General features: G+C 71.0%; 21 protein-coding genes and 1 pseudogene. 16 read left to right on the top strand and 6 right to left on the bottom strand.

Annotated features, from left to right (window positions below; translation table 11 throughout):
- Positions 1-39: 39 nt before the first annotated feature.
- On the bottom strand, positions 40-945 hold the full coding sequence (locus OHA25_RS41695) for a cation diffusion facilitator family transporter (RefSeq protein WP_327582419.1): 906 nt from the start codon (positions 943-945) through the stop codon (positions 40-42).
- 201 nt (positions 946-1,146) lie between these two features.
- Entirely contained in the window at positions 1,147-1,542 is a 396-nt protein-coding gene (locus OHA25_RS41690) for an ArsR/SmtB family transcription factor (RefSeq protein WP_327582418.1), read from the bottom strand.
- A gap of 151 nt (positions 1,543-1,693) precedes the next feature.
- On the opposite strand from OHA25_RS41690, the gene OHA25_RS41685 reads away from it, so the two are divergent.
- The gene (locus OHA25_RS41685; protein WP_327582417.1) at positions 1,694-1,888 is read left to right on the top strand and encodes a DUF1918 domain-containing protein; all 195 of its coding nucleotides are present in this window, start codon (positions 1,694-1,696) and stop codon (positions 1,886-1,888) included.
- Between the two features lie 206 nt (positions 1,889-2,094).
- The gene (locus OHA25_RS41680; RefSeq protein WP_327582416.1) at positions 2,095-6,114 is read left to right on the top strand and encodes a hypothetical protein; all 4,020 of its coding nucleotides are present in this window, start codon (positions 2,095-2,097) and stop codon (positions 6,112-6,114) included.
- Positions 6,115-6,199: 85 nt separating this feature from the next.
- On the opposite strand, the gene OHA25_RS41675 is transcribed toward OHA25_RS41680, so the two are convergent.
- Positions 6,200-6,475 (bottom strand): hypothetical protein, encoded by a 276-nt coding sequence (locus OHA25_RS41675; protein ID WP_327582415.1) that lies wholly within the window; start codon positions 6,473-6,475, stop codon positions 6,200-6,202.
- 123 nt (positions 6,476-6,598) lie between these two features.
- Here OHA25_RS41675 and OHA25_RS41670 point away from each other — a divergent pair, with 123 nt between their 5' ends.
- Positions 6,599-7,579 carry an acetylxylan esterase gene (locus tag OHA25_RS41670; protein WP_327582414.1) on the top strand — a complete coding sequence of 327 codons (981 nt, stop codon included), beginning with the start codon at positions 6,599-6,601 and terminating at the stop codon, positions 7,577-7,579.
- A gap of 55 nt (positions 7,580-7,634) precedes the next feature.
- Here the strand turns inward: OHA25_RS41670 and OHA25_RS41665 are convergent, their stop codons facing one another.
- Positions 7,635-7,922 (bottom strand): Fe-S cluster assembly protein HesB, encoded by a 288-nt coding sequence (locus OHA25_RS41665; RefSeq protein WP_305920507.1) that lies wholly within the window; start codon positions 7,920-7,922, stop codon positions 7,635-7,637.
- 123 nt (positions 7,923-8,045) lie between these two features.
- On the opposite strand from OHA25_RS41665, the gene fxlM reads away from it, so the two are divergent.
- From fxlM to OHA25_RS41625, 8 genes are all read left to right on the top strand, one after another.
- Entirely contained in the window at positions 8,046-9,182 is a 1,137-nt protein-coding gene (fxlM, locus tag OHA25_RS41660) for a methyltransferase, FxLD system (protein ID WP_327582413.1), read from the top strand.
- Positions 9,183-9,431: 249 nt separating this feature from the next.
- Positions 9,432-9,962 (top strand): DUF4142 domain-containing protein, encoded by a 531-nt coding sequence (locus tag OHA25_RS41655; RefSeq protein ID WP_327582412.1) that lies wholly within the window; start codon positions 9,432-9,434, stop codon positions 9,960-9,962.
- Positions 9,963-10,031: 69 nt separating this feature from the next.
- On the top strand, positions 10,032-10,388 hold the full coding sequence (locus OHA25_RS41650) for a PRC-barrel domain-containing protein (protein WP_327582411.1): 357 nt from the start codon (positions 10,032-10,034) through the stop codon (positions 10,386-10,388).
- 539 nt (positions 10,389-10,927) lie between these two features.
- Positions 10,928-11,740, top strand: coding sequence for a hypothetical protein (locus tag OHA25_RS41645; RefSeq protein WP_327582410.1), 813 nt, complete (start codon positions 10,928-10,930; stop codon positions 11,738-11,740).
- Between the two features lie 70 nt (positions 11,741-11,810).
- Complete coding sequence (locus tag OHA25_RS41640) at positions 11,811-12,086, top strand: hypothetical protein (RefSeq protein WP_327582409.1); 276 nt, start codon at positions 11,811-11,813, stop codon at positions 12,084-12,086.
- Between the two features lie 24 nt (positions 12,087-12,110).
- Complete coding sequence (locus tag OHA25_RS41635) at positions 12,111-13,511, top strand: FAD-binding oxidoreductase (protein ID WP_327582408.1); 1,401 nt, start codon at positions 12,111-12,113, stop codon at positions 13,509-13,511.
- Between the two features lie 94 nt (positions 13,512-13,605).
- Positions 13,606-15,192, top strand: coding sequence for an MFS transporter (locus OHA25_RS41630; protein WP_327582407.1), 1,587 nt, complete (start codon positions 13,606-13,608; stop codon positions 15,190-15,192).
- Positions 15,193-15,218: 26 nt separating this feature from the next.
- Positions 15,219-16,358 carry an FAD-dependent monooxygenase gene (locus tag OHA25_RS41625; RefSeq protein ID WP_327582406.1) on the top strand — a complete coding sequence of 380 codons (1,140 nt, stop codon included), beginning with the start codon at positions 15,219-15,221 and terminating at the stop codon, positions 16,356-16,358.
- A 147-nt stretch (positions 16,359-16,505) separates the two neighbouring features.
- Here the strand turns inward: OHA25_RS41625 and OHA25_RS41620 are convergent, their stop codons facing one another.
- Positions 16,506-17,063: an NUDIX hydrolase gene (locus OHA25_RS41620; RefSeq protein ID WP_327582405.1), complete on the bottom strand. Its 558-nt coding sequence runs from the start codon at positions 17,061-17,063 to the stop codon at positions 16,506-16,508.
- 66 nt (positions 17,064-17,129) lie between these two features.
- On the opposite strand from OHA25_RS41620, the gene OHA25_RS41615 reads away from it, so the two are divergent.
- Both OHA25_RS41615 and deoC read left to right on the top strand, forming a co-directional pair.
- Entirely contained in the window at positions 17,130-17,885 is a 756-nt protein-coding gene (locus tag OHA25_RS41615) for a GntR family transcriptional regulator (RefSeq protein ID WP_327582404.1), read from the top strand.
- A gap of 41 nt (positions 17,886-17,926) precedes the next feature.
- Positions 17,927-18,682: a deoxyribose-phosphate aldolase gene (deoC, locus tag OHA25_RS41610; protein WP_327582403.1), complete on the top strand. Its 756-nt coding sequence runs from the start codon at positions 17,927-17,929 to the stop codon at positions 18,680-18,682.
- 195 nt (positions 18,683-18,877) lie between these two features.
- Here deoC and OHA25_RS41605 read toward each other — a convergent pair whose 3' ends face one another.
- A complete protein-coding gene (locus tag OHA25_RS41605; RefSeq protein ID WP_327582402.1) occupies positions 18,878-19,684 on the bottom strand; it encodes a helix-turn-helix domain-containing protein in 807 nt (268 codons plus the stop codon).
- Positions 19,685-19,772: 88 nt separating this feature from the next.
- Here OHA25_RS41605 and OHA25_RS41600 point away from each other — a divergent pair, with 88 nt between their 5' ends.
- The 3 genes and pseudogenes from OHA25_RS41600 to OHA25_RS41590 all read left to right on the top strand — a co-directional run.
- Positions 19,773-20,153: a nuclear transport factor 2 family protein gene (locus tag OHA25_RS41600; protein WP_327582401.1), complete on the top strand. Its 381-nt coding sequence runs from the start codon at positions 19,773-19,775 to the stop codon at positions 20,151-20,153.
- A 279-nt stretch (positions 20,154-20,432) separates the two neighbouring features.
- Positions 20,433-21,476, top strand: coding sequence for a fatty acid desaturase family protein (locus OHA25_RS41595; RefSeq protein WP_327582400.1), 1,044 nt, complete (start codon positions 20,433-20,435; stop codon positions 21,474-21,476).
- Between the two features lie 468 nt (positions 21,477-21,944).
- Positions 21,945-22,346 (top strand): annotated as a pseudogene (locus tag OHA25_RS41590) (cation:proton antiporter domain-containing protein); the annotation flags it as partial.
- Between the last annotated feature and the right edge of the window lie 82 nt (positions 22,347-22,428).

Raw genomic sequence — 22,428 nt, 5'->3', positions numbered from 1 at the left:
GACTCCTGCACCACCCGTTTTTTTTGCGCCCTTAACCACTCACCAGCCCAGTTCGTCGCATCCTTGGTGATCGGTCGGCTCGACCTGCAGGGTTGCGTGGGCGATGTGATGGCGGCGCAGCAGCACGTCGCGGGCCCGGTCCAGGACGGCGTGGTTGTCGTTCGGGTCGCTGGTGACCAGGTGGGCGGTGGCGACGTTCATGCCGGAGGTGAGCGTCCACAGGTGGAGGTCGTGGACGTCGCATACGCCGTCGATGGCGGACAGGTCGGCCGCGACCGCGGTGGCGTCGACGCCCTCCGGCACGTGCTGACCCAGCACGGCGAAGACCTGGCGGCCGAGGGAGACGGCGCGGACGGCGACGAAGGCGCCGATGGCCAGGGCGACGAGGGTGTCCCAGACAGGCTGGCCGGTGGTGGCGACGAGCCAGCCGGCGACGATGACGCCGACCGAGCCCGCGGTGTCGGCCACGACCTCCAGGTAGGCGCCCTTCACGTTGAGGCTCTCGGCGGCGCCCGACCGGAGGAGGAGGAGGGCCACGACGTTGACGATCAGGCCGATCGCGCCGACGACGAGCATCGGCCCGGAGGACACCTCGGCCGTGCCGCCGATGCGGCTGATGGCCTCGATGACGACGTAGACGGCGACGCCGAGCATCATGGCCACGGCCAGCAACGAGGCGAACACCTCCGCCCGGTAGGAGCCGTAGCTGCGCCGGCCGGTGGTGTCGGGCCGGGTGGCGATGCGGGTGGCGACCAGCGCGGCGCCGAGGGTGACCACGTCGGCCGCCATGTGCCCGGCGTCCGACAGCAGGGACAGCGATCCCGACAGCAGCCCGAAGGCGAGCTCGACGATGAAGAAAAGGCCGATGAGCACGAAGGAGACGGCCAGCCGCCAGCGGTGGCGGCCGCCGGCGTGGCCATGTCCGTGTCCGTGCCCGGCGCTCATCCGGTGACCTCGCCGTCTCGAGAGCCTAGATGCATGCGAACGTTGCCGGACAGGTCGAGCCGCACGTCGCCAGGCCGGTGGCGGGCGGGCCGGCCTGCGCTCTCAACTCCTGAATAGCTGTTCACATATGAACGATAGCGACATCTGTCACGGGCCTGTCAACACGACGGGCTGTCGGCCGCCGCCGAGCCGCAGGCGAGCTCAGCCCTGCTTGCGCCCGTCGCGTTCAGGATGGATGGCCTGCGTGTGCTCGGTGTGCGCCACCGCCAGATCCAGCAGCATCCGGACATGCGCGTCGTCGAGCCGGTAGTAGGCCATCCGGCCGGCCCGCCGCACCGACACCACGCGATGCGCCCGAAGCAGCCGCAGCGCGTGTGAGGTGGCCGATTCGCTCAGCCCGCTCACCACGGCGAGATCGCAGACGCACAGCTCGCCCTCCAGCAGCGCCAGCAAGAGCCGCAACCGGCCGGGATCGGACAGCAGGCCGAACACATCCGCGGTGTCCGCCAGATCACCGTCACCGGGCATGCGCGAGCGCACCACCGCGACCCGCTCGGCGTCCACCACCCGGGTGCTGCAGCTCTCAAGATCCGACACCTGGTTATTTGAAGAAGCCTTCATACGTCAACCTTAGGCCACGCCGGAGAAGATGCCGAGGTCCCGGATGCCGGCCTTCCCTCGGTGCTACGGCTGATGCAAGGTGGGGAGGAACCTCAAAGTTGTCCTTGTCCAGCTGAGAGGAGCGATCATGCACGCGAATGTCGGTGACATCCTGCTCGTGCACGGCCACGTCGTCGGTCAGAAAGACAGGAAGGGCCAGATCATCGAGGTCCGCGGCGCCGGCGGCTCGCCGCCTTTCGTCGTCCGCTACGACGACGGGCACGAGCAGCTCGTCTTCCCGGGCCCTGACGCGGTGGTGATGCCGCCCGGCGACGCGTCCTGACGCCGCGGCAAGCCGCTCCCGCTCGGCGCTCACGTGCCTGGGTGGTGGCCGCGGTTGCGTCCGTAGCACTCCTGAGGGGTCTGCGGTTCTCCCGGAGGTTGGAGTTCCATTTCCGTGACGGTTTGACTACCGGTGAGGAAATATGGTCGTCTCGTGACCATTGTTTCTGATGGGATGAATTAGACCGGTCCGGGGGAGAAAGCTTCATGCCGCACGCCCTTCTGCGCGTGCTCGCTTCGACGTCCATCGCCGCCGCCGTCCTGGTGGCCGTGCCGCCCGCCGCCCAGGCAGAGGTGCGCACATCAGCGGGGACGGCCGTCACGGTCCGGCCGGTGCCCGCCGTCGAGGAGCCGCCGGCCGCCACGGTGACCGTTCCCACGCGGCCGTCGCTCGCGGTCCGGCCGGCGGTGAACGCGCAGGTGGGCCCCGCCGAGCCCGAGGTGACCACGGCCGCCGGACCCGGGCTGATCAACCAGGTCACCGCCGACGCCGCCGCCGTTCTGGAGGAGGAGGGCGTGGGCGGGCAGGTGCCGGACGTGCGGAAGATCCTGCCGGACACCGCGCAGGCCGAGACGCTGTCGCTGATCAAGCCGCTGGCCGCGGTGGTCAAGGTGTTCGACGGGCTCGGCAAGGCCGTGCCGGGGCTGACGTACCGGCTCTGCGTCCAGAGCGCCGAGGTGCCGGTGTCCTGCTCGATCCAGCAACCCGTCGGCGTGCCCGCGGCCGCCGACGTCACCGGCGACGGCCTGCCCGACCTGGCCGCCGACCTGGTCCCGGCGGCCATGCCCGCAGAGGGCGCGGTCGGGCTGGGCTTCGCGGTCAAGCGGCTGACGCGGGAGAACCTCAAGGCGCAGGTCTGGGCGGAGTACGACGGCAAGGTGTCGGTCGGGTTCGACGGGCTGCGGCGCGGCTCGTCGCTGTCGGACTACGACTGGGGCACCTTCACCGTGGACCTGGCGGGCAAGCGGGTCAAGGCCTCGGTCCGGCGTAAGGATCCGGGCGCGTCCGCGGCCGTGATCGCGGGGCTGACGGGCCGCAGCGCGGTGAGCCTGCGCCAAACGCCGGCCACCGACAAGCTCACCGTGAGCGCCGCGCTCGACCCGCCCACACTCGACGTCACCGCCTCCGCGCCCGCCAAGCTGGAGGCGCTGGCCGTGACCGGACGCCAGTTCACCCAGGCCGTGCTCGACCGGATGCCCACCCGTGCCGAAGTGCGGCTGGCGGGCGGCGAGATCCGCTTCGCCGGCCCGTCGCCCGTCGCCCGCGCCCGGGTGCACCACTACACCTACCGCGACGGACGGCTGGCCAGGGCGGTGAGCGCCGAGCTCCGGAAGGTCCCGCCCACCCTCACCGCCAAGTACGCCGCCGCGAACGGCCGCCAGACCCTGTCCGTCGATTCAGGCCGCCCCCGCGCCGGCGCCGCCGAGCTGCTCTTCTTCGACAGGAACGCCGACAAGACCGTCCTGCGCGCCGAGCTGAGCGACCTGCCCGCCAAGGTGCGCCTGGTCAACAACCTGGCCGAGCACCGCGTCACGCACTCGACCAGCTCGCCCATCGGCAGGTTCGCGGTGGTGCTGCAGCGTAACGAGGGCGCGATCTCCAGCCCGCGTGGCGGCCACGTCACCATGATCAAGAACGGCGCCGCGGTCGGGGTGTCGGGGCTGCTGACGGGGTTGTCCGGGTTCGAGGTCACGTACGGAGCCGCGCCCCACGTCCACCTGGAGGTGGACTCCAGCGGCCGGTCGTTCGTGGGCGCGGCCAGCATCGACGGCGCCCATCTGGCCCGGCTGGAGATCTCCAACACGCCCGCCACCGTGGACGTCACGCTCGACCCGGCGGCCAGGAAAGCCGAATACCAGGCCAGCGGTCTGATCGACAAGCTGCGGGCCGCGTACGCGAACGTCAAGTCGGGACCCACGATCGACGGCACCGTGCTCGGCGTGCGCGACGACGTGAAGGCGTCGTGGCAGCTGGGCGAACGCACGACGGTCAAGATCGACGCGTCCTCGAAGATCCGCCAAATACAGATTTATGCCAATAAAGAGCACGTGACCTCCACCGGTGGCACCGGCGACGACCTGCGGGCCACCGTCGAAGGCGTGCGCAAGCACGTCGAGCTGGTCGCCGACACCAAGGCGCAGACGCTCACCTGGAACTCGGACACGCCGGTCGCCAAGGTGTCGGCCCTTGCCAGAGCCAAGCTCGGCGACCGCTACGCCAGGGCCGCCGCCGAGGTGACCGGCGTGCCCGCCCGCTTCGACGCCTCGTGGAACGCCGCGTCGTACCGCTTCCGCGGCCTGTCGGGCCCGGTCGGCTCGGCGGCGCTGGCCTTCACCAACCACGACGACGCCACGTCGCCCACGGGGCCTCACCTGGCGGCGCACTACGACCAGGCGTCCGGCGACCTGGACGCCAGCGTGCTGGTCAAGGGGCTGTCGCAGGTGGAGTTCAGCCCGGCCGCGCAGGGGTTCACCGCCGACTTCCGCTCGGCCAGGCAGACCCTCGCCGTGGACGCCGACGTCACGCAGGGCGACGTGCGCTTCGGCCTGGCCGGCAGTCTCGGGCCCGTACCTGGCCGCCTGGCGGTCTCGGTCGCCGACGGCAAGCTCACGTACTCCGGCTCCCGCCTCGACGTGCGCGCCCGCGCCTGGCTCGGGAAGACGGGGGCGCTGCAGAAGATGCGCGCCGCGCCGGCCCTGCCGGGCGGGGTGTCGCTGGTGGACGGCGGCTGCGCGCCCGGCTCATCCGGCTGTGCCCCAGGGCCCTTCTGCACGCCCGACCGCGGCTGCTTCGGGCTGCAGGGCTACCTCGACGTCACCGGGCTGCCCGATCAGGTGTCGGTGGACCTGGCGAACAAGACGTTCGCGTTCTCGGGCTTCAGCCCCCGTCGCCGGAGCCTGGGGGTGTATCTCGCCAGCAGCGTCCTGACGCCCGTGCCGATCAAGGCCAAGGCCACGCTGACCGGTCTGCCTTCCAAGATCACCAGCATGTCGCTGGGGCCGTTCGGCGTCGGGCAGGGCAACACGGTCCAGGCCTCGTACCGCATCGAGCCCGCGGCCACGCTCGGCGCGCTCGCCGTGACGGCCGAGGCCGGGGATCTGCGCGGCCACGTGGCCATCGACCCGGTGCCCGCCGCCGTGTCCGTCCAAGGCACGTACGGCGCGCAGACCCGCATCCGCGTACGCAACTCCGCCGCCGTCAAGCGCCTCGTCGCCAAGGTGACGCTGGCCGGCAAGGGCACCGGCGAGCTGCGGCTCGGCGACGTGCCCGGCACGTTCGGCGTGGACGCCGACGCCTCGGCGGCCGCGCTCGGCGTGCCGGCCGTCACGTACAAGGCGGAGGGCGGCGTCAGCACCCTTGACGGGTACCTCGGCGTGGAGGGCGGCCTCGTCGATCCCTCGGGGCGGTACGGGGACGTGTCGCTCTCCGTGCAGGATCTGGCCGCCGACACCACGATCAGGCTCAATCCCGACCAGACCCTCGACCTCGTCTCCAGGCCGGTGCCCACGGGCCGCATCGCGGTGCGCGGCGGGCTCAAGCTGGACCCCGTCGCCCGGCAGAGCATCACGATGAGCCAGGAGATCCCGTACACGACCGGGTTCCTGACGTACCACCTCGGCGGGAGCTTCGGGCTGGGGGCCAGCTCGGTCGAGGACCTGAGGCTGTCGGCCCGGCGGGTGTCGTGGCTGCGCGTCCGCCCGGGGAAGATCCCCTTCGGGCTGAAGGCGCCACCGGCGCTCGGGTACGTCGCCCCCGGCTTCGAGGGGAACTACGAGCGGCTCGACATCTCCGCCAAGGGCGTGGACCTGCGGCCCGACGTCGCCATGGAGGTCAAGCTGAGCAGGGATCTCGGCAACGACGTCTTCCGCGACTCCATGCGGCTCGGGCCCGCGACGTCGCTCGCGCTGCGCCGCTACGACCAGCGGATGCGGCGGATCGGGGCCAAGCAGGAGATCGAGGCGGCCGGGATCAGCCTGGCCTGCGTGACCGTCGACGCCAAGCCGGGCTTCGCGGCCGGCGGCACCGGCAACTCGATCACGTTGCGCGGCGCCGACGGGCCCCAGATGGTGTCCCTGCTCGATCCCGGCGGTCAGGCGCCGGACTACGCGGTGGACCTGCTGACGCACTTCATGAGCCCGTTCCCGGGGGCGGAGTGGAAGGTCGCCTCCACGAAGGCCGGCTCCTGCACCGCCCGTCCGTCCCCCCACCCCCAGGCCCAATCCTGAACCGGCACGCGCCCTGTCCGGGGCCGCGCCCCGCGCAGGACCGCCTCACCGGCCCGGTCGCTCACACGGCCCGGCGTGGCCAGGCCTAGGCGAGGGAGCGGCCCAGGCGGAGCCGGATGTGGTCGCCGTGCCGGGCGGCCTCGCGTACGGTCCACACGCGCTCGTCGACGACCGTGCCCTGGGCCGTCATGTAGCCGCCCATCCTGAGCACAGGCCGCCCCGTGTCGTCCCTCAGCAACTGCGCCCGCGACTCGGAGTCGTCGCCGAAGTGCACCAGGAAGTCGTGGGCGCCCGCGGGGGCGTCCAGGATCAGGCCGGGATGGAGGTGGGAGTAGGGGATCTGGACGACGTGTCTGCTCACGTGATCGCCTCTACCCAGGAGCGTCGCTTTCACCGGCTGCTGCGGAAAGCTGGAGGGCCGGGATAGCGCTTTCCGTCACGATGGGATGAAATATCACCATCTTTCGATGGGATTGGAGAACCCGTGCCACTGTTCGACTTGCCGCTCGAGGAGCTTCGCGCCTACCTCCCCGACCGCGACGAGCCCGCCGACTTCGACGACTTCTGGTCCCGCACCCTGGCCGAGGCCGGGCAGTACGACCTGGCCGCCGAGTACGTCCCGTACGACCTGCCCTTCGCCGCCGTGGACGTGCACGAGGTGTCGTTCGCCGGCTGGGGCGGGCACCGGATCAACGGCTGGTTCCTGCTGCCGCGCGGCGCCGACGGCCCGGTGCCGTGCGTGATGCACTACATCGGCTACAGCGGCGGCCGCGGGTTCCCCAAGGACCACCTGTTCTGGCCCGCCGCCGGGTACGCGGTGTTCGTGATGGAGACCCGCGGCCACGGCGGCGGCAACGTGGGCAGCCCGGGCACCACCGGCGACCCGCACGGCAGCGCCAACCCGCAGGCTCCGGGCATGATGACCCGCGGCATCCTCGACCCGGAGGACTACTACTACCGGCGGGTCTTCACCGACGCCGTCCGGGCCGTGGACGCGGCGCTCGCGCACCCGGGGGTCGACGCGAGCCGCATCGTGGTCTCCGGCGGCAGCCAGGGCGGCGGCATCGCCCAGGCCACGGCCGCGCTGCACCCGGCGGTCAAGGCGGCCCTCATCGACGTGCCGTTCCTGACCCACTTCCGGAGGGCGGTCGAGATCACCGGGCGTGACCCGTACCAGGAGCTGGTCAGGTTCCTGGCGACCCGCAGGGACAGCGCCGAGCAGGTGTTCCGCACGCTGTCATACTTCGACGGCCTGAATTTCGCCGCCCGTGGCCGAGTGCCCGCGCTGTACTCGGTCGCGCTGATGGACGACGTGTGCCCACCGTCGACGGTGTTCGCCGGATACAACCACTGGCAGGGCCCCAAGGAGATCACAGTCTGGCCCTGGAACAACCACGAGGGCGGCGGCGGCTTCCAGTCCGAGGAGCAGCTGCGTTATCTGCACAAGCTGCTGTCCGGCGGCTGAGCGACCGCCCCCGCCGCGACCTGGCAGGCCGCGGCGGGGGCGCGCCCGTGTGGAGTCAGGCCGTCTGGTCGGTGACCAGGAACGACACGCTTCCCTGGTCATCGGCTCCGGCGTCGAGAGACTTGTCCTCCAGTACGGTGGCGGCGACGGGATCCAGGTAGACGCGCGCCCCCTCGGCCTCCACGATCGCATCGGCCGGCTCCGGTGCGGTGGCCAGCGAAAGGGTGAGCGAGCTCGCGCCCTCGCCCTGAGACGAGATGCGGATCCCGCTCTGGGCCGTTTCGGGCGCGGACGCGGTCAAATCGCGAATCGCCTGGGCTGCGTTGGCTGTCAGGGTGAGCACTACGGCTCCTCCTCACGGTCGACGGTCAGGAGTTGGCTGCCCTTCCCCCTCAATCGGCTCCCAACCCTTCATGACTCGTTCTTTACCAACAATTCTCTGTGCTGCAGGCGCGACAATGGGGGCATGGACGTCGCGACGCAGAGGGAAGCCATGGTGGCGCTGCTGCGGGAGCGCCAGGACGTCAGCGAGCCCGTGGCCGCGGCCATGCGGGCCGTGCCGCGCCATCTCTTCGTGCCCGGCGTCGCCCCCGAGGACGCCTACCGCGACGAGCCCATCGTGACCAAACGCGACGACGAGGGCCGGCCGATCAGCTCCTCGTCGCAGCCGGCCATCATGGCCACCATGCTCGACCAGCTGGCCGTGGCCCTCGGGCACCGGGTGCTGGAGATCGGCGCGGGCACCGGCTACAACGCGGCGTTGCTCGCCCGCCTCGTCGGTCCCGAGGGGCGTGTCGTGAGCCTCGACCTCGACGAGGACGTGGTCGCCGGGGCCAGGGAGCACCTGGCGGCCGCGGGGGAGTCCCGGGTGGAGGTGGTGCACGGGGACGGCGCCGCGGGCCACCCCGAGCTGGCCCCGTACGACCGCCTGATCGCCACCGTCGGCGTGTGGGACCTGGCGCCCGCCTGGCTGGAGCAACTGCGCCCGGACGGGCGGCTGGTGGTGCCGCTGGACCTGCGCGGCGTGCAGGTGTCCGTGGCCATGGAGCGCGAGGACGGGCACTGGGTGAGCCGGTCGGTGGCGCCGTGCGGGTTCATGCGGATGCGGGGGCCGTTCGCCGGTCCCGAGGTGATCATCGTGTTGCGGCGGGATCCCGAGCTGATCATGGCGCTTCCCGGGCCGCGCAAGCTCGGTGACGTGGCCGCCGCGCTCGACGCGGTGCCCACCGAGATCACCACCAAGGTCGAGGAGCCCGCACCCATGCCCGTGATCGGCATGGGCATGTCGTTGTGGCTGGCCCTGCACGAGCCGCGCTGGTGCGCGCTCAGCGGTCAGACGGCCGCCGGGCCGACGTTCAGCGCGGGCATCGTGGAGGGCGACAGCATTGCCGTGCTGGCGGCCGAGGGGTTCCTGGTCGCCCGCGGCCACGGCGGCGCCGGTGCCAGGCTGGCGGCCGAGCTGGCCGCGCACGTCGCGGCCTGGGACGAGGCGGGCCGCCCGCAGGCGGGGGACCTGCGGGTGACGGCCTACCCGGGGCAGGCGGACGCCGAGGGGATCGTCATCCGCAAGCAGCACACCACCCTGGAGCTGAGCTTCCGCTGACCGTCCTGCCCCATCCCGTCGGCCTCCCGCCACGCCTGCACGCTCTGCGGTGAACCCGGCCCCGGGCGGAAAGGGCATGGTCACGGTGCCGTTCGACGAGATCGCCCCCGTCATCGGGCGATCCCTGGCGGCGGGGGAACCGGCCGGCCGGGCGCGGGGCGCGCCCGGGCCCCCGGAATGCCTGGGTCGTCCACGGGGTTGCGGTTACTGTGCGTAGTGGAAAAGTGTCGCCATGTCATAGGACCGCCCATGCGTACACGCCTGACCCTGTTGCTGGCCGCCGCCGCGCTGGCCGGATGCGCCGAGGCGCCGACCAACACCGCGGCCCTGGCGCCGAAGACCGACACGCCGCCGTCCGAACAGGACAGGGCCTGGATGCGGGCCATCCATCAGGGCAATGTCGCCGAGATCCAGACGGGGCGGCTGGCGCAGGGCAAGGGTTCCACGAAGCGGATCAAGGCGATCGGCAAAACGCTCGTCCAGGACCACACCGCCTTCGACATCAAGGTCGCCCAGCTCGCCACGCGGCTGGGCGTCCAGCTGCCCAAGTCGATCTCCGCCCATCAGCGGGAGGAGATCCTCCAGCTGCGGGCCGCCGTCGGTAAGGACTTCGACCAGGAGTTCCTCGCGACCATGACCAACGAGCACATGGCCGCGATCGCGGCCACCAAGATGGAGATCTCCCGCGGATCGTCCCCGGCGGTCGTCGCCCTGGCCAAGGAGGTGGCCCCGACGCTCGAGCAGCACCTGTCCGCGCTGCGCGGCGCCCATGGCGAGTGAGTGTGCAAATGGGGTGATATGGGGTATTCGCCCCATTTAGGGCAGGGTCATCGCATCGGGGGGATCGTCGTGGCCACGCAGACCGAGATTCGCAACCTGCTCGAATGCCATGTCATCGGGCCGAACGGGGAGCCGATCGGCGAGGTCGGCCAGGTCTATCTCAACGAGCGCACCGACGAGCCCGAGTGGGTGACCGTGCGCACGGGGTTCCTCGGGATGAGGCAGACCTTCGTGCCGCTGGCCGGCAGTCACCGCGCGGGCCACGAGATCCAGATTCCCTTCGACCGGGAAACGGTTCACACGGCGCCGCACATCGACGTCGACGGGCACCTGAGCGCGGCGGAGGAGATCGAGCTCTACCGCCATTACGGAATGGGGCCGAGCATTCCGGCGCAGCGCACCGGCGACCACGACAATCCGCTGTAGCCGGGTCCGCGCAGGGCGGGCGATTGCGACGAATCCGGTCTAGTGACGAATCACTATCGATCAGGTAAGAGCCGGGACCTGGGGGAGTGCCGCGGTAGCGGGCAGTAGCCGCCTCCTGTCAGCGCCGCGCCGGTCGCCGAGGGGTCGTACGAAGGCCGGCGACCTGGTCGCGACCACTGTTCCAGGCGCCGGCGCGGACCGCTCCCGGCCGGTCCCTCGCGCGTGCCGGAACCGTCCGGACTCTGGATCGGCCACGGCCCGTAACACCGGATTCACCTGCGGGAAGTCACCCGTTCACGCCGCCGCCTGGCCTCGGGGCGAGGGATCCATACCGTATCTGTTAAGTGCCAGTTGACAGAAAACCGCCCGCTGCTCACGATCAGAGCGGCAACATTAAGTGTGAATTTACAGAGATCGAATATGGCCCTCGGGTCAGGAGGTGGCCTCAGATGAGCATCGAGCCAAGGGCGAAGGTGGCCCCCGAGCGAGTGCCGCCTGTCTTAGAAGGCCCGGTACCGGCGGCTCCGGAGCATACGAGCGTGGTCCGGCGCATCTGCGCCAGGGTCGCGCCCGACGGCATGGACATCGGCGTCGGCGAGCTGCCCCCGGGCGGCCTGCAGGTGTGGATCGACACCCCCGCGCCGCCCGCCCCGCCGGAGGCCTGGGTGCTCTACCACCGCATGGCCCGCGAGGTGTCCCTGGTCGGCTGGCACTGCGAGGCCGACCAGAACCGGCTGCTGGTGCTCGGCTGGAGCGCCGCCTGCCTGCACAACCGCGTACGCCTGCTGCAGAGCGGCCTGCGCCGCCTGTCCGACTTCGAGCACACCGCCCAGCGGGCCGTGCAGCTCGAGGGACACAACCCGGACGACCAGCCCGCCGCGCAGGTCGTGGCCGCCACGTGCGCCTCGATCCAGCGCCGGCTGCGCTGGCCCGAGCGGCTGGCCGAGCTCGCCGGGTTCGAGCGCAGCTCAGGACTGCCCCACCTGCAGCTGCTCCTGGCCCAGGTCATCGGCCTTGAGTCGAAACTGGCGACGGCCTGCGACGAGCACCTCGTCATGGCGCGGGTGCTTGCGGGCGCCGTCTGCGAGCAGTACGCGCGGCACTCCGACCTGCGCCGCGCACAACGGGACGTGCTGGCCGAGTCACGCCGATGGGTGCACGCCAGCTCCATGATCCGTGGCTCGGCCGCCCGGCCGAGCTCCACCGGCGGCGGCCGCCCCCACATGGGGCTGGCGGAACGCCGGATCGCCGCGAGCGTCATCAACCATGGCGTGCCGCGGGCCATCCCCGCGGCGGTCAGCCCACGGGCCGGACATCCCGGTCACGAGGAGGGCCGAGCTCCGGCGCGCTGACACTGACGCCGCTCAACGGAGAGCGGCCGCCCGGAAAACCCCATTCACATCCGGTAGGAGAGCTCCCGTCATGCGAACCCCCCCGCACCTGCCCGGCCGCGCCAGGCACGAGTCCCACGACACCGACACCGTCCGCCCGCGGCGTCACCCCTACGCGCTGCACGAGGTTCCCGTGCAGTCCCCGCCGCGCGCGAGCTCCGCAGGCTCCGCGGGCTCCGGCCCGCTCGACATCCCCGACGCCCTCCCCGACGCCGACATCTTCGTCGAGCAGCGGCTGCTCGGCATCAGGGAGATGTCCAACCAGGCCATCGGCTCCATCGACGACCTGCTCCAGCACACCGCCTAGCCCGTAGAAAGCCTGAGGAGAGACATGCAGGAGCTCACGCGAGTGGAGCTGATGCCTCGTGACGTCGGGGGGCACCAGCCTCGCTCCATTGCGGGCACCGAGGCGCCGCGCACCCTCGACGAGGTCCGCGCCCTGGTACGGAGCGCCACGACGGCCAGGCGCCGCCTCTACCCGATCAGCACCGGCAGGAACTGGGGAATGGGCTCGTCCATGCCGGTCACCGATGACAACGTCGTCGTCGACCTCAGCGGCATGAACCGCATCCGCAGCCTCGACCTGGAGGCCGGGTTCGCCGTCATCGAGCCCGGGGTCACGCAGGCGCAGCTCGCCGCGGTGCTGCGCGACACCCCGTGGATGCTGAACGTCACCAACTCCTGTGCCGACACCTCCGTCGTCGGCAACGCCCTCGACCGCGGCGACGGCACCTTCCGCTCCCGCGTCCACGACGTGGCCGGGCTGGAGGCCGTGCTGGCCGACGGCAGCGTGGTCACCACCGGCGGCCTCGACCCGTCCGGCCGCTACCACGGCCGGGTCGCCGGACCCGACCTGACGTCCGCGTTCGTCCAGCACAACCTGGGCATCGTCACCGCCATGGCGGTCGCGCTGGTGCCGCGTCCCCAGACCGTCGGCCTCGTGCACGGCCGCATCCCGCGCGACCAGGCCGGCGTCGCGCTCGACGCGATGGCCGGCTTCCTGCGCCGCGGTAACCCCGCCGACGGGATGCTGCGCGTGCGCGAGCTGGCGCTCGTCCCAAGCCACGGCGACTGGCTGCTGCCCAAGGGCGCCGACCCCGGCCTGTTCACCATCATGGGGCCGCTGTTCGGCAGCGACGCCGCGGTCGAACTGGCCGAGGAGCTGCTGCGCAAGGCGCTGGTCGAGGTCGAGGGCGCCGAGGCGCTGCGCGTTCTCGACGCCGCCGAGGTGCGGCCCGGCGACCCGCTGTACGCCAGGTCGCTCATGGCGCAGGGCATCCCCACGTGCCTGGGCGTACGCAACGCGCTCGGGGTGAGCTCCTGCGACCAGATCGACGAAGGCCGGATGGGCTTCCTGGCGCTGATGCCGCTGATGCCGACGAACGCGCGCAAGACCGAGCAGATCGTGGCCGCCCTGCAGACGGCCGTGGACGCGCACACCACCGCCCTCATGGTCGAGTGGAATCTTGTCAGCACGCACATGGCCAACGGCGTCATCCAGATCTTCTTCGAACGCGGCGCGCCGGAGGCTCCCTACCGGGCGCACCAGCTCCGCAACGACGGCAACTGCTTGCTGCGTGGCCACGGCTGCGCGATCTACCGCTCCGACATCGACCACGCCGCGGCCGACGTCTGGTCCGAGACCAGCACCGCCAGCCTCGGCATGCTCCACCGGCTCAAGACCGCGCTCGACCCGGACGGCCTGCTCTCACCTGGCCGGTACGGCGCCTGACTTATTTCGCCATCAACGACATGTCCATCCTCGCCGGTCGCACAGCCGGAGTGTGCCGGCCGGCGGAGACCACGCATAGCTTGGAGGTGACCACGTGCGTTCGTCACCGGCACGGGGGACGAGCACGGCCGGCGTCAGCCGCCGCCACGCGGTGATGCTGCGGCTGGTCGGTGCGGGTGTCATGTTCACGGTCATGGCCGACACCACGGCCACCACCCTGGCGGTCGGGGTGCTGCGCTACACACCGGCAGGCGCCGGCATGCCCCTCGGCGACCTGGTCTGGCTGACCAGCTCGGCCTTCATCCCGATCGCGGCGCTGCTGGCCACGGCGGGCCGCTGGGCCGACCTGTTCGGCCGCCGCAGGGTGCTGGCGGTCGGGCTGGTGGTGTTCGTGCTGGGCGGCATCGCCACCGTCGCTGTGGACTCCTGGTCGCTCGTGCTGGCCGCGCGGGCCGTCCAGGGCGCGGGAGCCGCGGCGATGATCCCGGCCAGCCTCGGGCTGCTGCTCGGGGAGCTGCCGGAGTCGCAGCGGCGCGGCGCGATCGCGCTATGGAGTTCCGCCTCGGGACTCGGCTGCCTGCTCATGCAGGCGGGAGGCGGCTGGCTGGCCGCTGCCGTCGGCTGGCGGTCCCTGTTCATCCCGGACGTCGTGATCGGCGTCGCGCTCCTGATCGCCTGCTTCGGGCTGCCCTCGGGCAGGCGCGCCGGCGCCAAGGGCCTGCCGGACGTGCTTGGCGCGTGGCTGCTCGCCGCCGGGATCGCGGTCGTCGTGCTGGCCATCTCCAAGGCCATGGCCTGGGGCATGGACGTGGTGTGGCTGGCGCTCGCCGCCCTCCTCCTGCTGGGCGGGGCGCTCGCGCAGGCCAAGCACCACCGCCTGCCGGCCATCGACCTGGCGCTGTGGCGGCGGCCCAAGTTCGTCTGGGGCTGGCTGGCCACCTGGGGGTTCGGCGCGCTCTCGTACGGGCTGCTGACCGTCCAGCCGCTGTACCTGCTCCACCTCGGCTACCCGATGCTCGAGGTGGCCATGTGGCTGACGCCCACGTCGGTGGCCGTCGTCGTGACGAGCTTCCTGGCCGGAAAGATCGTCAAACGGATCGGCGCGTACGGCCTGATCTACGCGGGCTCCCTGCTCTGCGGCGGCGCCTGCGTGCTCGTGCTCACCCAGGTCGGGCCCACCGTCTGGGGACTGGTCGCGAGCGTCGTGCTCGGGATGGGCGTCGGCGCGCTGGCGCCGGGCACCTCCGTGGCCACCACCCTGGCCGCCCGCCCGCAGCAGTACGCCTCCGCCGTCGGCGCGGCCACCATGGCCCGCATGGTCGGCGGGGCCGTCGGCATCGCCGTCGTATCAGTCGTCATCGACCACCCCTTCGTGGCCGGGCCCTTCGCGGGACCCTTCGCCGGCCTGGCCGGCGCGCTGGCGATCTGCGTGGCGATCTCGGTCCTCATGGGCGCGCTGGCCCTCACGAAGATCACCCGGCTGCGGCCCGACCCCGGCGACGTCATGATCAAGGTGCCGCGCCGGATGTTGCTGGAGTTGCGGATGACCCTCGCCACCGTCGCGGCGGAGGCGGACGCGTTGCTGCCTGTCGAGACCCGCACACCCCCCATGGACCACATCCCGCGGCCGCGGGCGGCCGAGGCCGGACCGCTCGCCGGGACCCGCGGGAATACGCACTAGTTCGAACCACCGAAAGGGCTCTCGTCATGGCAACCACATCGTGCGACGTAGCCATCGTCGGCGCCGGGCTCGGCGGCTGCTTCCTGGCCTTACTCCTGGGCCGGCGCGGCCGGCGCGTCGTCGTCATCGAGCAGGGACCCTCCATCCCCAGCGCCGGCGCCGACTTCCTCAAACCCCCGGGCCTGCGGGTGCTCGCCCGTCACGGGCTGGCGAACCTCGTCGAACGCCATGGCCTGCGGCGCGACATCATCCGCTACTACCACGACGGCGACCCGATCAGGGAATGCCGCTTCCCCGACGGCGGCTTCCTCATCCGCCCCTACAAGGAGCTCGTCGAGCTCATCTACACGTGCTGCGCGATGGAAGGCGTCGACTTCTGGTTCGACGCCGACATCGCCGACATCGCGGTCGGCGACGACCGGGTCGAGGAGCTCATCCTCTCCGACGGGCGGCGGCTGCGGGCCGACGTCGTCATCGGCGCCGACGGCACCAAGTCCGCCGTACGCCAGGCGCTCGGCATCGAGCAGGTCACGATGCCGTACGAGCGGCTGCTGATGCGGGTGGCCACCGTGCCGCTGACGGCCAGCGTCGCCCGGCTCAACCGGCTGTACTTCAGCTCCGACGGCTGGCTGACCTACCTCTACCCGCTCAACAGGGACCAGGCCAGGGTGTTCGTCGGCCTGCCCCCCGACGACGACAAGGAGATCTTCCAGGACGGCATCCCCGCCCTGATCGACGAGCTCAAGAAGTTCGTCACCGACAGCTCCGACGCCTTCAACGCGCTCCAGCCCGCCAAGTGGCAGCTGATCAAGGTCTCGTCGCTGCGGGTGTCGGCGTACCACAAGGGCAACGCCGCCCTGCTCGGCTCGGCCGCGTTCGCCTGCCACCCGATGACGGGCATGGGGATGAGCTACACGCTGCACGACGCGGAGATCCTCGCCGACGTCATCAGCGCGGCAGGAGGTGACGCGGAACTGCTGGACCGGCTGCTGTACGCCCGGTACGAGCCGCGCAGGCACGCGCACCGGGAGCTGATCGACTACGGCGACGCCCTGGCCGCGACCTTCCGCGACCGGGACGCGTACCTGGCCGCCTTCCGCCCGGACCTGCACATCTACGGCGAAGCGGCCGCGCCGGCCGAGATGCCGGCCTTGCAGCTCACCTGAGCAGGCGCCCCCCCGCCGCCCGCTATCCCGAACCGGTGAGGTCGTCCAGTGCCCCGCTGAGTGCGGTTGGGCAGCCCGATCCCACAGGCGGCGGGGGCGCCCTTTCACGCCATGAGCCCTCCCGGCTCGCAGGTTCCGCTGTAGCGCCTAGGCCGACGGCATGTGCAGGAGGAACAGGGTGTACGCGGCCAGGGTGGAGTCGTCGGTGACGAGCCCGTCGCGGATCATGCCTTCGAGCTCCGCCCGCGAGAACCACTGGCGGCGCAGGTCCTGCTCCTCGACCTCCGGCTCGGCCTTACCGTGGGACAGCTCCGACGCCACGAAGACATCGAACCCCTGCGACGACATGCCCGTCGCACAGTTGAGCCGTCCCAGGCGGCGCATCACCCGTGCCGTGATGCCGGTCTCCTCCAGCAGCTCCTGCCGGGCCAGCGACTCGGGGTCGCCCACGGCCAGCCCGGGCAGCGACCCCTGCACGAACTCCCACGACCGCGAGCGCACCGGATACCGGTATTGCTCCACCAGATGGAAGCCGCCGTCCTCCACGGCGATGACCAGCGCGAAGTCGGGCTTGTCCACGTAGGTGTAGATGCCCTCGGAGCCGTCCAGGCGGACGATCCTGTCCTCGCGCAGCCGCATGTACGGGGACGTGTAGGCGACTCTCGTGGAGATCTGGCGGATGGGGTGCTCGAATTCCGGCCTCATGTTCACCTTTCCTCTGGACTGCATCGCTAGTATAGCTGTATAGACAGCTAGCGTTATAATCGAGGGATGAACGCGACAGGCAAGCGGCTCGAGGACTTCGCACCCCGCTACTTCGTCATCGAACAGGCGCTGCGCGAGCGCGTGGCCGCCGCTCGGCCGGGCGACGCGCTGCCCTCGGAGAGCGAGTTGAGCGAGGAGTTCGCCGTCAGCAGGATGACCGCCCGCGCGGCCGTGCAACGCCTGGTCGCCGACGGCCTGGTGGTCCGGCGCCCCGGCCGGGGCACCTTCGTGGCCCCACCGCCGAGCAGCCGCCGCGCCGAGAGCCTGGTGCGCTTCAGCGAGGAGATCCGCCGCCGGGGGCAGCGGCCCTCCTCTCGGCTGCTGTCGGCCACCACCCGCGCCGCCACCCCGCAGGAGGCCGACAGGCTGCGGCTGGGCAGACGCGGACAGGTCATCGCGGTGGAGCGCGTCCGGCTCGCCGACGACCTGCCGGTCGCTCTTGAAAGGGCGGTGTTCCCGGGCAGCCTGCGCGCCCTGCTAGAGGCTGATCTCGAGCAGGGCTCCCTCCACGCTGCTCTGAACGCGCTCGGCCGCACCCCGGCCCGCGGCCACGCCCGCATCGGAGCCGCCGTCGCGGGCGAGCGTGAGGCCGGCCTGCTCGCCGTCGACGCCGGCGCGCCGCTTCTGGTGGAGCATCGCCTGATCCTCGACCAGAACGACGAGCCGCTGGAGCTCACCGACTCCCTGTACGTCGCCGCCCGATACGGCCTCGACGTCGCCTTCACCGTCGAGTCCCCGGGCATGGACACCGTCCACCCGTGACCCGCCCTCTGCCGAGCCTCCCGTGCGAAGGAGCCACGCTCATGCCCTCCACCGTCGCCGATATCGCCAAGATGATCGACCACTCCCTGTTGCGCCCGGAATTGACCGACGACGACGTGCGCGCGGGATGCGACCTGGCCGCCCGTTACGCCGTCGCCTCGGTCTGCGTGAAACCGTGTGACGTGACGCTCGCCGCCACGCGACTCGACGGGACGGGCGTGGCGACCGGCACGGTGATCGGCTTCCCGCACGGCTCCTCGTCCTCCCGCACCAAGGCCGCCGAGGCCCGTGCCGCCGTGTCCGAAGGCGCCCGCGAGCTGGACATGGTGCTCAACATCGGGCGCCTGCGCGGCGGTGACGACGCGGCCGTGCTCGCCGACATCCGGGCGGTCGTGGAAGCGGCTCCAGGCGCCGTGGTGAAGGTCATCTTCGAGAACGCCTACCTGACCGACGCCGAGAAGATCCGCGCGTGCCACCTGAGCGAGCAGGCGGGCGCCGCCTACGTCAAGACCTCCACCGGTTTCGCCCCCGGCGGCGCCACCCTGGCCGACATCCGCCTCATGCGCGCCAATGTCTCCAAGCGCGTCAAGGTCAAAGCCGCCGGCGGCGTACGCACCCTTGACGTCCTGCTGGCGATGACCGCGGCGGGCGCCGTCCGGTTCGGCGCCACCGCGACTGCGGCGATCCTCGACGATCTGGCCGGGCGACTCGCGCGCACGGGGACAGTCATCCTGCGCGGCGACCTCAATACCGACCGGGAGGTCGACGTGCCGCAGTCGCAGGAAGTGGACGAGTAGCCGGCCGTATCGGTGGAAAGACTGAGCGCGCCCCTCATGTGCGTCGAACAATCGACCATCCGCCCTTCCCGTGTACCCACCTCCACACCGGCCAGGGTCCGCCGCTGCTCCACCGACGAACGAACCCGACTCCGTACTTGCGGGTGGAGGCGGCGGCCTCCCGGCACAGGCGCCGGGTGCGCCGGCAGGCTGATGTCAGCGAGGGGGTCGATGAACACGGTTGGTTGCGGCTCCTGTCCGGAAGAAGCGGACAGTGTTGTCATCGGCGGGAAAATATGCCTCGACGGCGATCTCTTCCAGCGTGACGTCGAAGGCGGCGCCGAACGTCGTGACGGTGTTGATGAAGCACAGCTCCGCTCCGCGATGGCAGATGCGGATGGGCAGCGCGATGTCGGCGGGGTCGGGCGGCGCCTGGTCACCTTCGGGGCCGTAGGACAGCAGTTCCTCATACAGCGCGCTCAGCTCGGGATCACCGGTCTGCGCCACCTGGCGGGCGAGCCGGGGCAGCAGGTAAGCGCGGACCTGTCCGTGGTTGCGCAGCTTCGGCGCGAACCCGTTCGGATGCAGGCCCAGCCGCATCATATTGATCGGCGGTCGCAGTAAAGACGCATCGACGCCCTCCAGGAAGACGTCGATCGCGGTGTTGGCGAACAGCAGGTTCCAGCGACGGTCCACGGCGAGCGCCGGGTAGGGTTCGTGCCCCCGCAGGATCTGCTTCAGGACATTCCGCGCCGACGCCAGGTGCGGATCTTCGAGTGGCCGTTCCCGGACGACGGGTGCGTGGCCGGCCGCGACCAGGAGGCGGTTGCGCTCCCGCAACGGGACGCCCAGCTGCTCGGCCAGACGCAACACCATCGCGCTGCTGGGGATGGTCCGTCCGGTCTCCACGAAGCTGACGTGCCTGGTGGACACCTCTGCCTGGATCGCCAGATCGAGCTGGCTGAGCCCTCTGCGGCGCCGCCACTCGCGCAGCAGCTCGCCGACCGGCCGGTCCTGCATCATGCGGCGATTATCGCCCCGCTGCGTTGATCATCTCGATTACACGCCAGGTAATCGACAGGGCCGGGCGGCGGCTGGGACGGTTGCCCTCATGAGCGACAGCAGCAAAGCCGCACGCAATAAGCACCTCGCCCTCCACGGCTTCACCCAGTTCGCGGCGGGGAACATCGACGTGCTCCGTACCCTCGTGCACGAGGACTTCGTCGAGCACAGTCCGGGAAATCCCTCCGGGCGGGAGGCGTTCATCGCGTTCATCGCCGAGGCTCGCGTGGCCCGAGCCCGGCTCGACCTCAAACGGGTCATCGCCGACGACGATCATGTCGTGATGCACTATCACATGGCCACGGACGACGACCCGCGCGGTGTCGCCGTCGTCGACATCTGGCGGCTGGTCGACGGGGAGATCGTTGAGCACTGGGATGTCGTGCAGCCGGTGCCAGAAGCCGCAGAGGTTCCCCACGGAATGTTCTGAGCGGACGGTATGAAGCCTCCTCGACCTGCTGAACACGTGCGCGGGCACGCCAACGAGGAATCAGCGAGCGCGACGAGAGCGGCGGACCGGGGCCGGATCGCGCCCGGACTACGTGCCGACCTGCTCCTGGTGAACGGCGACCCGGTTACCCGCAGCGTGCCGTCAGTGTGGTAGGGCCTGCACTACCACAGGGACGGGTGACCGCCGGGGTTCGCATAGACTCCAGCCCAGCGATGCTGATGGGTATTCGCATACGACTCACCAGCATCGGAGATTAATGTGACTGTAGTGGACACCTCCCGCGCCAGGCCATCGGGGGAGCGGGGGAGCGACTTCGCGAGGCTGGCGCGTCGCATCTCCGAGGCGAGGCTGCTGGACAAGCGTCCCGGCTACTACACGGCCAGGATCGGCCTCGTGGCGGGCCTGTTCGCCGGGGGCTGGGCATTGTTCGCCGCAGTGGGGGACTCCTGGTGGCAGATGCCGGTCGCGCTGCTGCTCGCCGTCGCGTTCGCCCAGGTGACGCTGCTGGCCCACGACCTGGCGCACGGGCAGATCTCCCGGTCGCGGCGCACGTCCAGGATGGCCGGGCTCCTGGTGGGCAATCTGGCCATCGGGCTCAGCTACGGCTGGTGGATGGACAAGCACACGCGGCACCACGCCAACCCCAACCACGAGGACCACGACCCTGACGTCTCGCCCGAAGTGCTGGTCTGGTCGGAGAACCAGGCTGCCGGCGCCAGCAGGCTTGCCAGGATCATCGGCCGCTGGCAGGCGTTCCTGTTCTTTCCCCTGATCACGCTGGAAGCGCTGAACCTGAAGGTCGCCAGCTTCCGCGCGCTGCGCCGCGAGTCGCTCAAGAACCGGAAGGTCGAAGGGCTGCTGCTGGTCGCGCACAACCTGGCCTACCTCGGCGCGGTCTTCCTGGTGCTCTCTCCCGGCAAGGCGCTGGTGTTCCTCGCCGTGCATCTGGGGTGCTACGGCGTCTACCTGGGGTGCACGTTCGCGCCCAACCACAAGGGGATGCCCGTGCTCACCGCCGAGGACGAGCTGGACTTCCTTCGCCGCCAGGTCTTGACCTCCAGGAACGTGCGCGGCGGCCGGCTGGTCACCACCGCGCTCGGCGGGCTGAACTATCAGATCGAGCACCACCTGTTCCCCAGCATGCCCACGGCGAACCTGCGCAAGGCCCGGCCGATCGTCCGCGACTACTGCCGGTCGATCGGCGTGGACTACGCCGAGTGCGGCCTGTTCGCGTCGTGGGGGCAGGCTATGCGCCACCTGCACGAGGTGGGCCGTCCGCTGCGCCGCGCGGGAAGTCGCTGATCGCTCTATTGGTAGGGCTATCCGGAAACGGGCTGAAACGCGACACGACGATCCCGACCGCGCCTGCCAGACGGTCAAGCTGAACGACGAGGAAGCCGACGCCCTGGCCGAGCTGCTCGGCGCGCCGCGCATCGTGCAGCGGCTCAACCAGCTGCAACAGCAGGTCGAGGGCCTGGTCAGCGTGCGGCTGCCGATCCCCGCAGGCTCCCCCTACGCGGGCCGCCCCATGGGAGAGGCTCGCGTGCGCACCCGCGCCGGCGCCTCCACCGTCGCGGTCGTGCGCGGTGGCGGGTGGTCGCCAGCCCGGGGCCCGATTTCCTGTTCCAGGTGGGCGACGTCGTGGTCATCGTGGGCAGTGAGGACAGCACCGCAGAGGCGGCCGGCGTCCTGGCGCGAGGGTAGGGGCGCGGGTTGCACGAAACCGCGGTCATCTTCCTCGAGTTCGGTGCTGTCCTTCTCGGCCTGGGTGTGCTCGGCGCGCTGGCCCTGCGCATCGGCATCTCTCCCATCCCGCTCTATCTGATCGCCGGCCTGGCGTTCGGGACCGGCGGCGTGCTGCCGCTGGCGACCAGCGAGGAGTTCATCTCCGTCGGCGCCGAGCTCGGCGTGGTGTTGCTGCTGCTGACGCTGGGCCTGGAGTACAACGCCGACGAGCTGGTGACGAGCCTGACCGGCAACGCCCGCGCGGGCCTCGTCGACCTGGTGCTCAACTCCGCGCCCGGCGCGATCTGCGCGCTGCTGCTGGGCTGGGGGCCGGTCGCGGCGGTGGCCATGGCGGGCGTCACCTACGCCACCTCCTCCGGCATCGCCGCCAAAGTGCTGTCCGAGCTGGGGTGGATCGGCAACAGGGAGACGCCGACGGTGCTGTCGCTCCTGGTGTTCGAGGACCTGACGATGGCGGTCTACCTGCCGGTGCTGACGACCATTGGCGCCGCTGCGGGACCTGTTCGCG

Source organism: Nonomuraea sp. NBC_00507 (assembly GCF_036013525.1).
GTDB lineage: Bacteria > Actinomycetota > Actinomycetes > Streptosporangiales > Streptosporangiaceae > Nonomuraea.
The sequence above is the reverse complement of the archived record's forward strand: the minus strand, read 5'-3'. Positions and strand labels throughout refer to the sequence as shown.

Coding starts and splice junctions, on each gene's coding strand:
- OHA25_RS41695 (WP_327582419.1), bottom strand. CDS start 945: ATGAGCGCCGGGCACGGACACGGACATGGCCACGCCGGCGGCCGCCAC.
- OHA25_RS41685 (WP_327582417.1), top strand. CDS start 1,694: ATGCACGCGAATGTCGGTGACATCCTGCTCGTGCACGGCCACGTCGTC.
- OHA25_RS41680 (WP_327582416.1), top strand. CDS start 2,095: ATGCCGCACGCCCTTCTGCGCGTGCTCGCTTCGACGTCCATCGCCGCC.
- fxlM (WP_327582413.1), top strand. CDS start 8,046: ATGGACGTCGCGACGCAGAGGGAAGCCATGGTGGCGCTGCTGCGGGAG.
- OHA25_RS41655 (WP_327582412.1), top strand. CDS start 9,432: ATGCGTACACGCCTGACCCTGTTGCTGGCCGCCGCCGCGCTGGCCGGA.
- OHA25_RS41640 (WP_327582409.1), top strand. CDS start 11,811: ATGCGAACCCCCCCGCACCTGCCCGGCCGCGCCAGGCACGAGTCCCAC.
- OHA25_RS41635 (WP_327582408.1), top strand. CDS start 12,111: ATGCAGGAGCTCACGCGAGTGGAGCTGATGCCTCGTGACGTCGGGGGG.
- OHA25_RS41625 (WP_327582406.1), top strand. CDS start 15,219: ATGGCAACCACATCGTGCGACGTAGCCATCGTCGGCGCCGGGCTCGGC.
- OHA25_RS41620 (WP_327582405.1), bottom strand. CDS start 17,063: ATGAGGCCGGAATTCGAGCACCCCATCCGCCAGATCTCCACGAGAGTC.
- OHA25_RS41615 (WP_327582404.1), top strand. CDS start 17,130: ATGAACGCGACAGGCAAGCGGCTCGAGGACTTCGCACCCCGCTACTTC.
- deoC (WP_327582403.1), top strand. CDS start 17,927: ATGCCCTCCACCGTCGCCGATATCGCCAAGATGATCGACCACTCCCTG.
- OHA25_RS41605 (WP_327582402.1), bottom strand. CDS start 19,684: ATGATGCAGGACCGGCCGGTCGGCGAGCTGCTGCGCGAGTGGCGGCGC.
- OHA25_RS41600 (WP_327582401.1), top strand. CDS start 19,773: ATGAGCGACAGCAGCAAAGCCGCACGCAATAAGCACCTCGCCCTCCAC.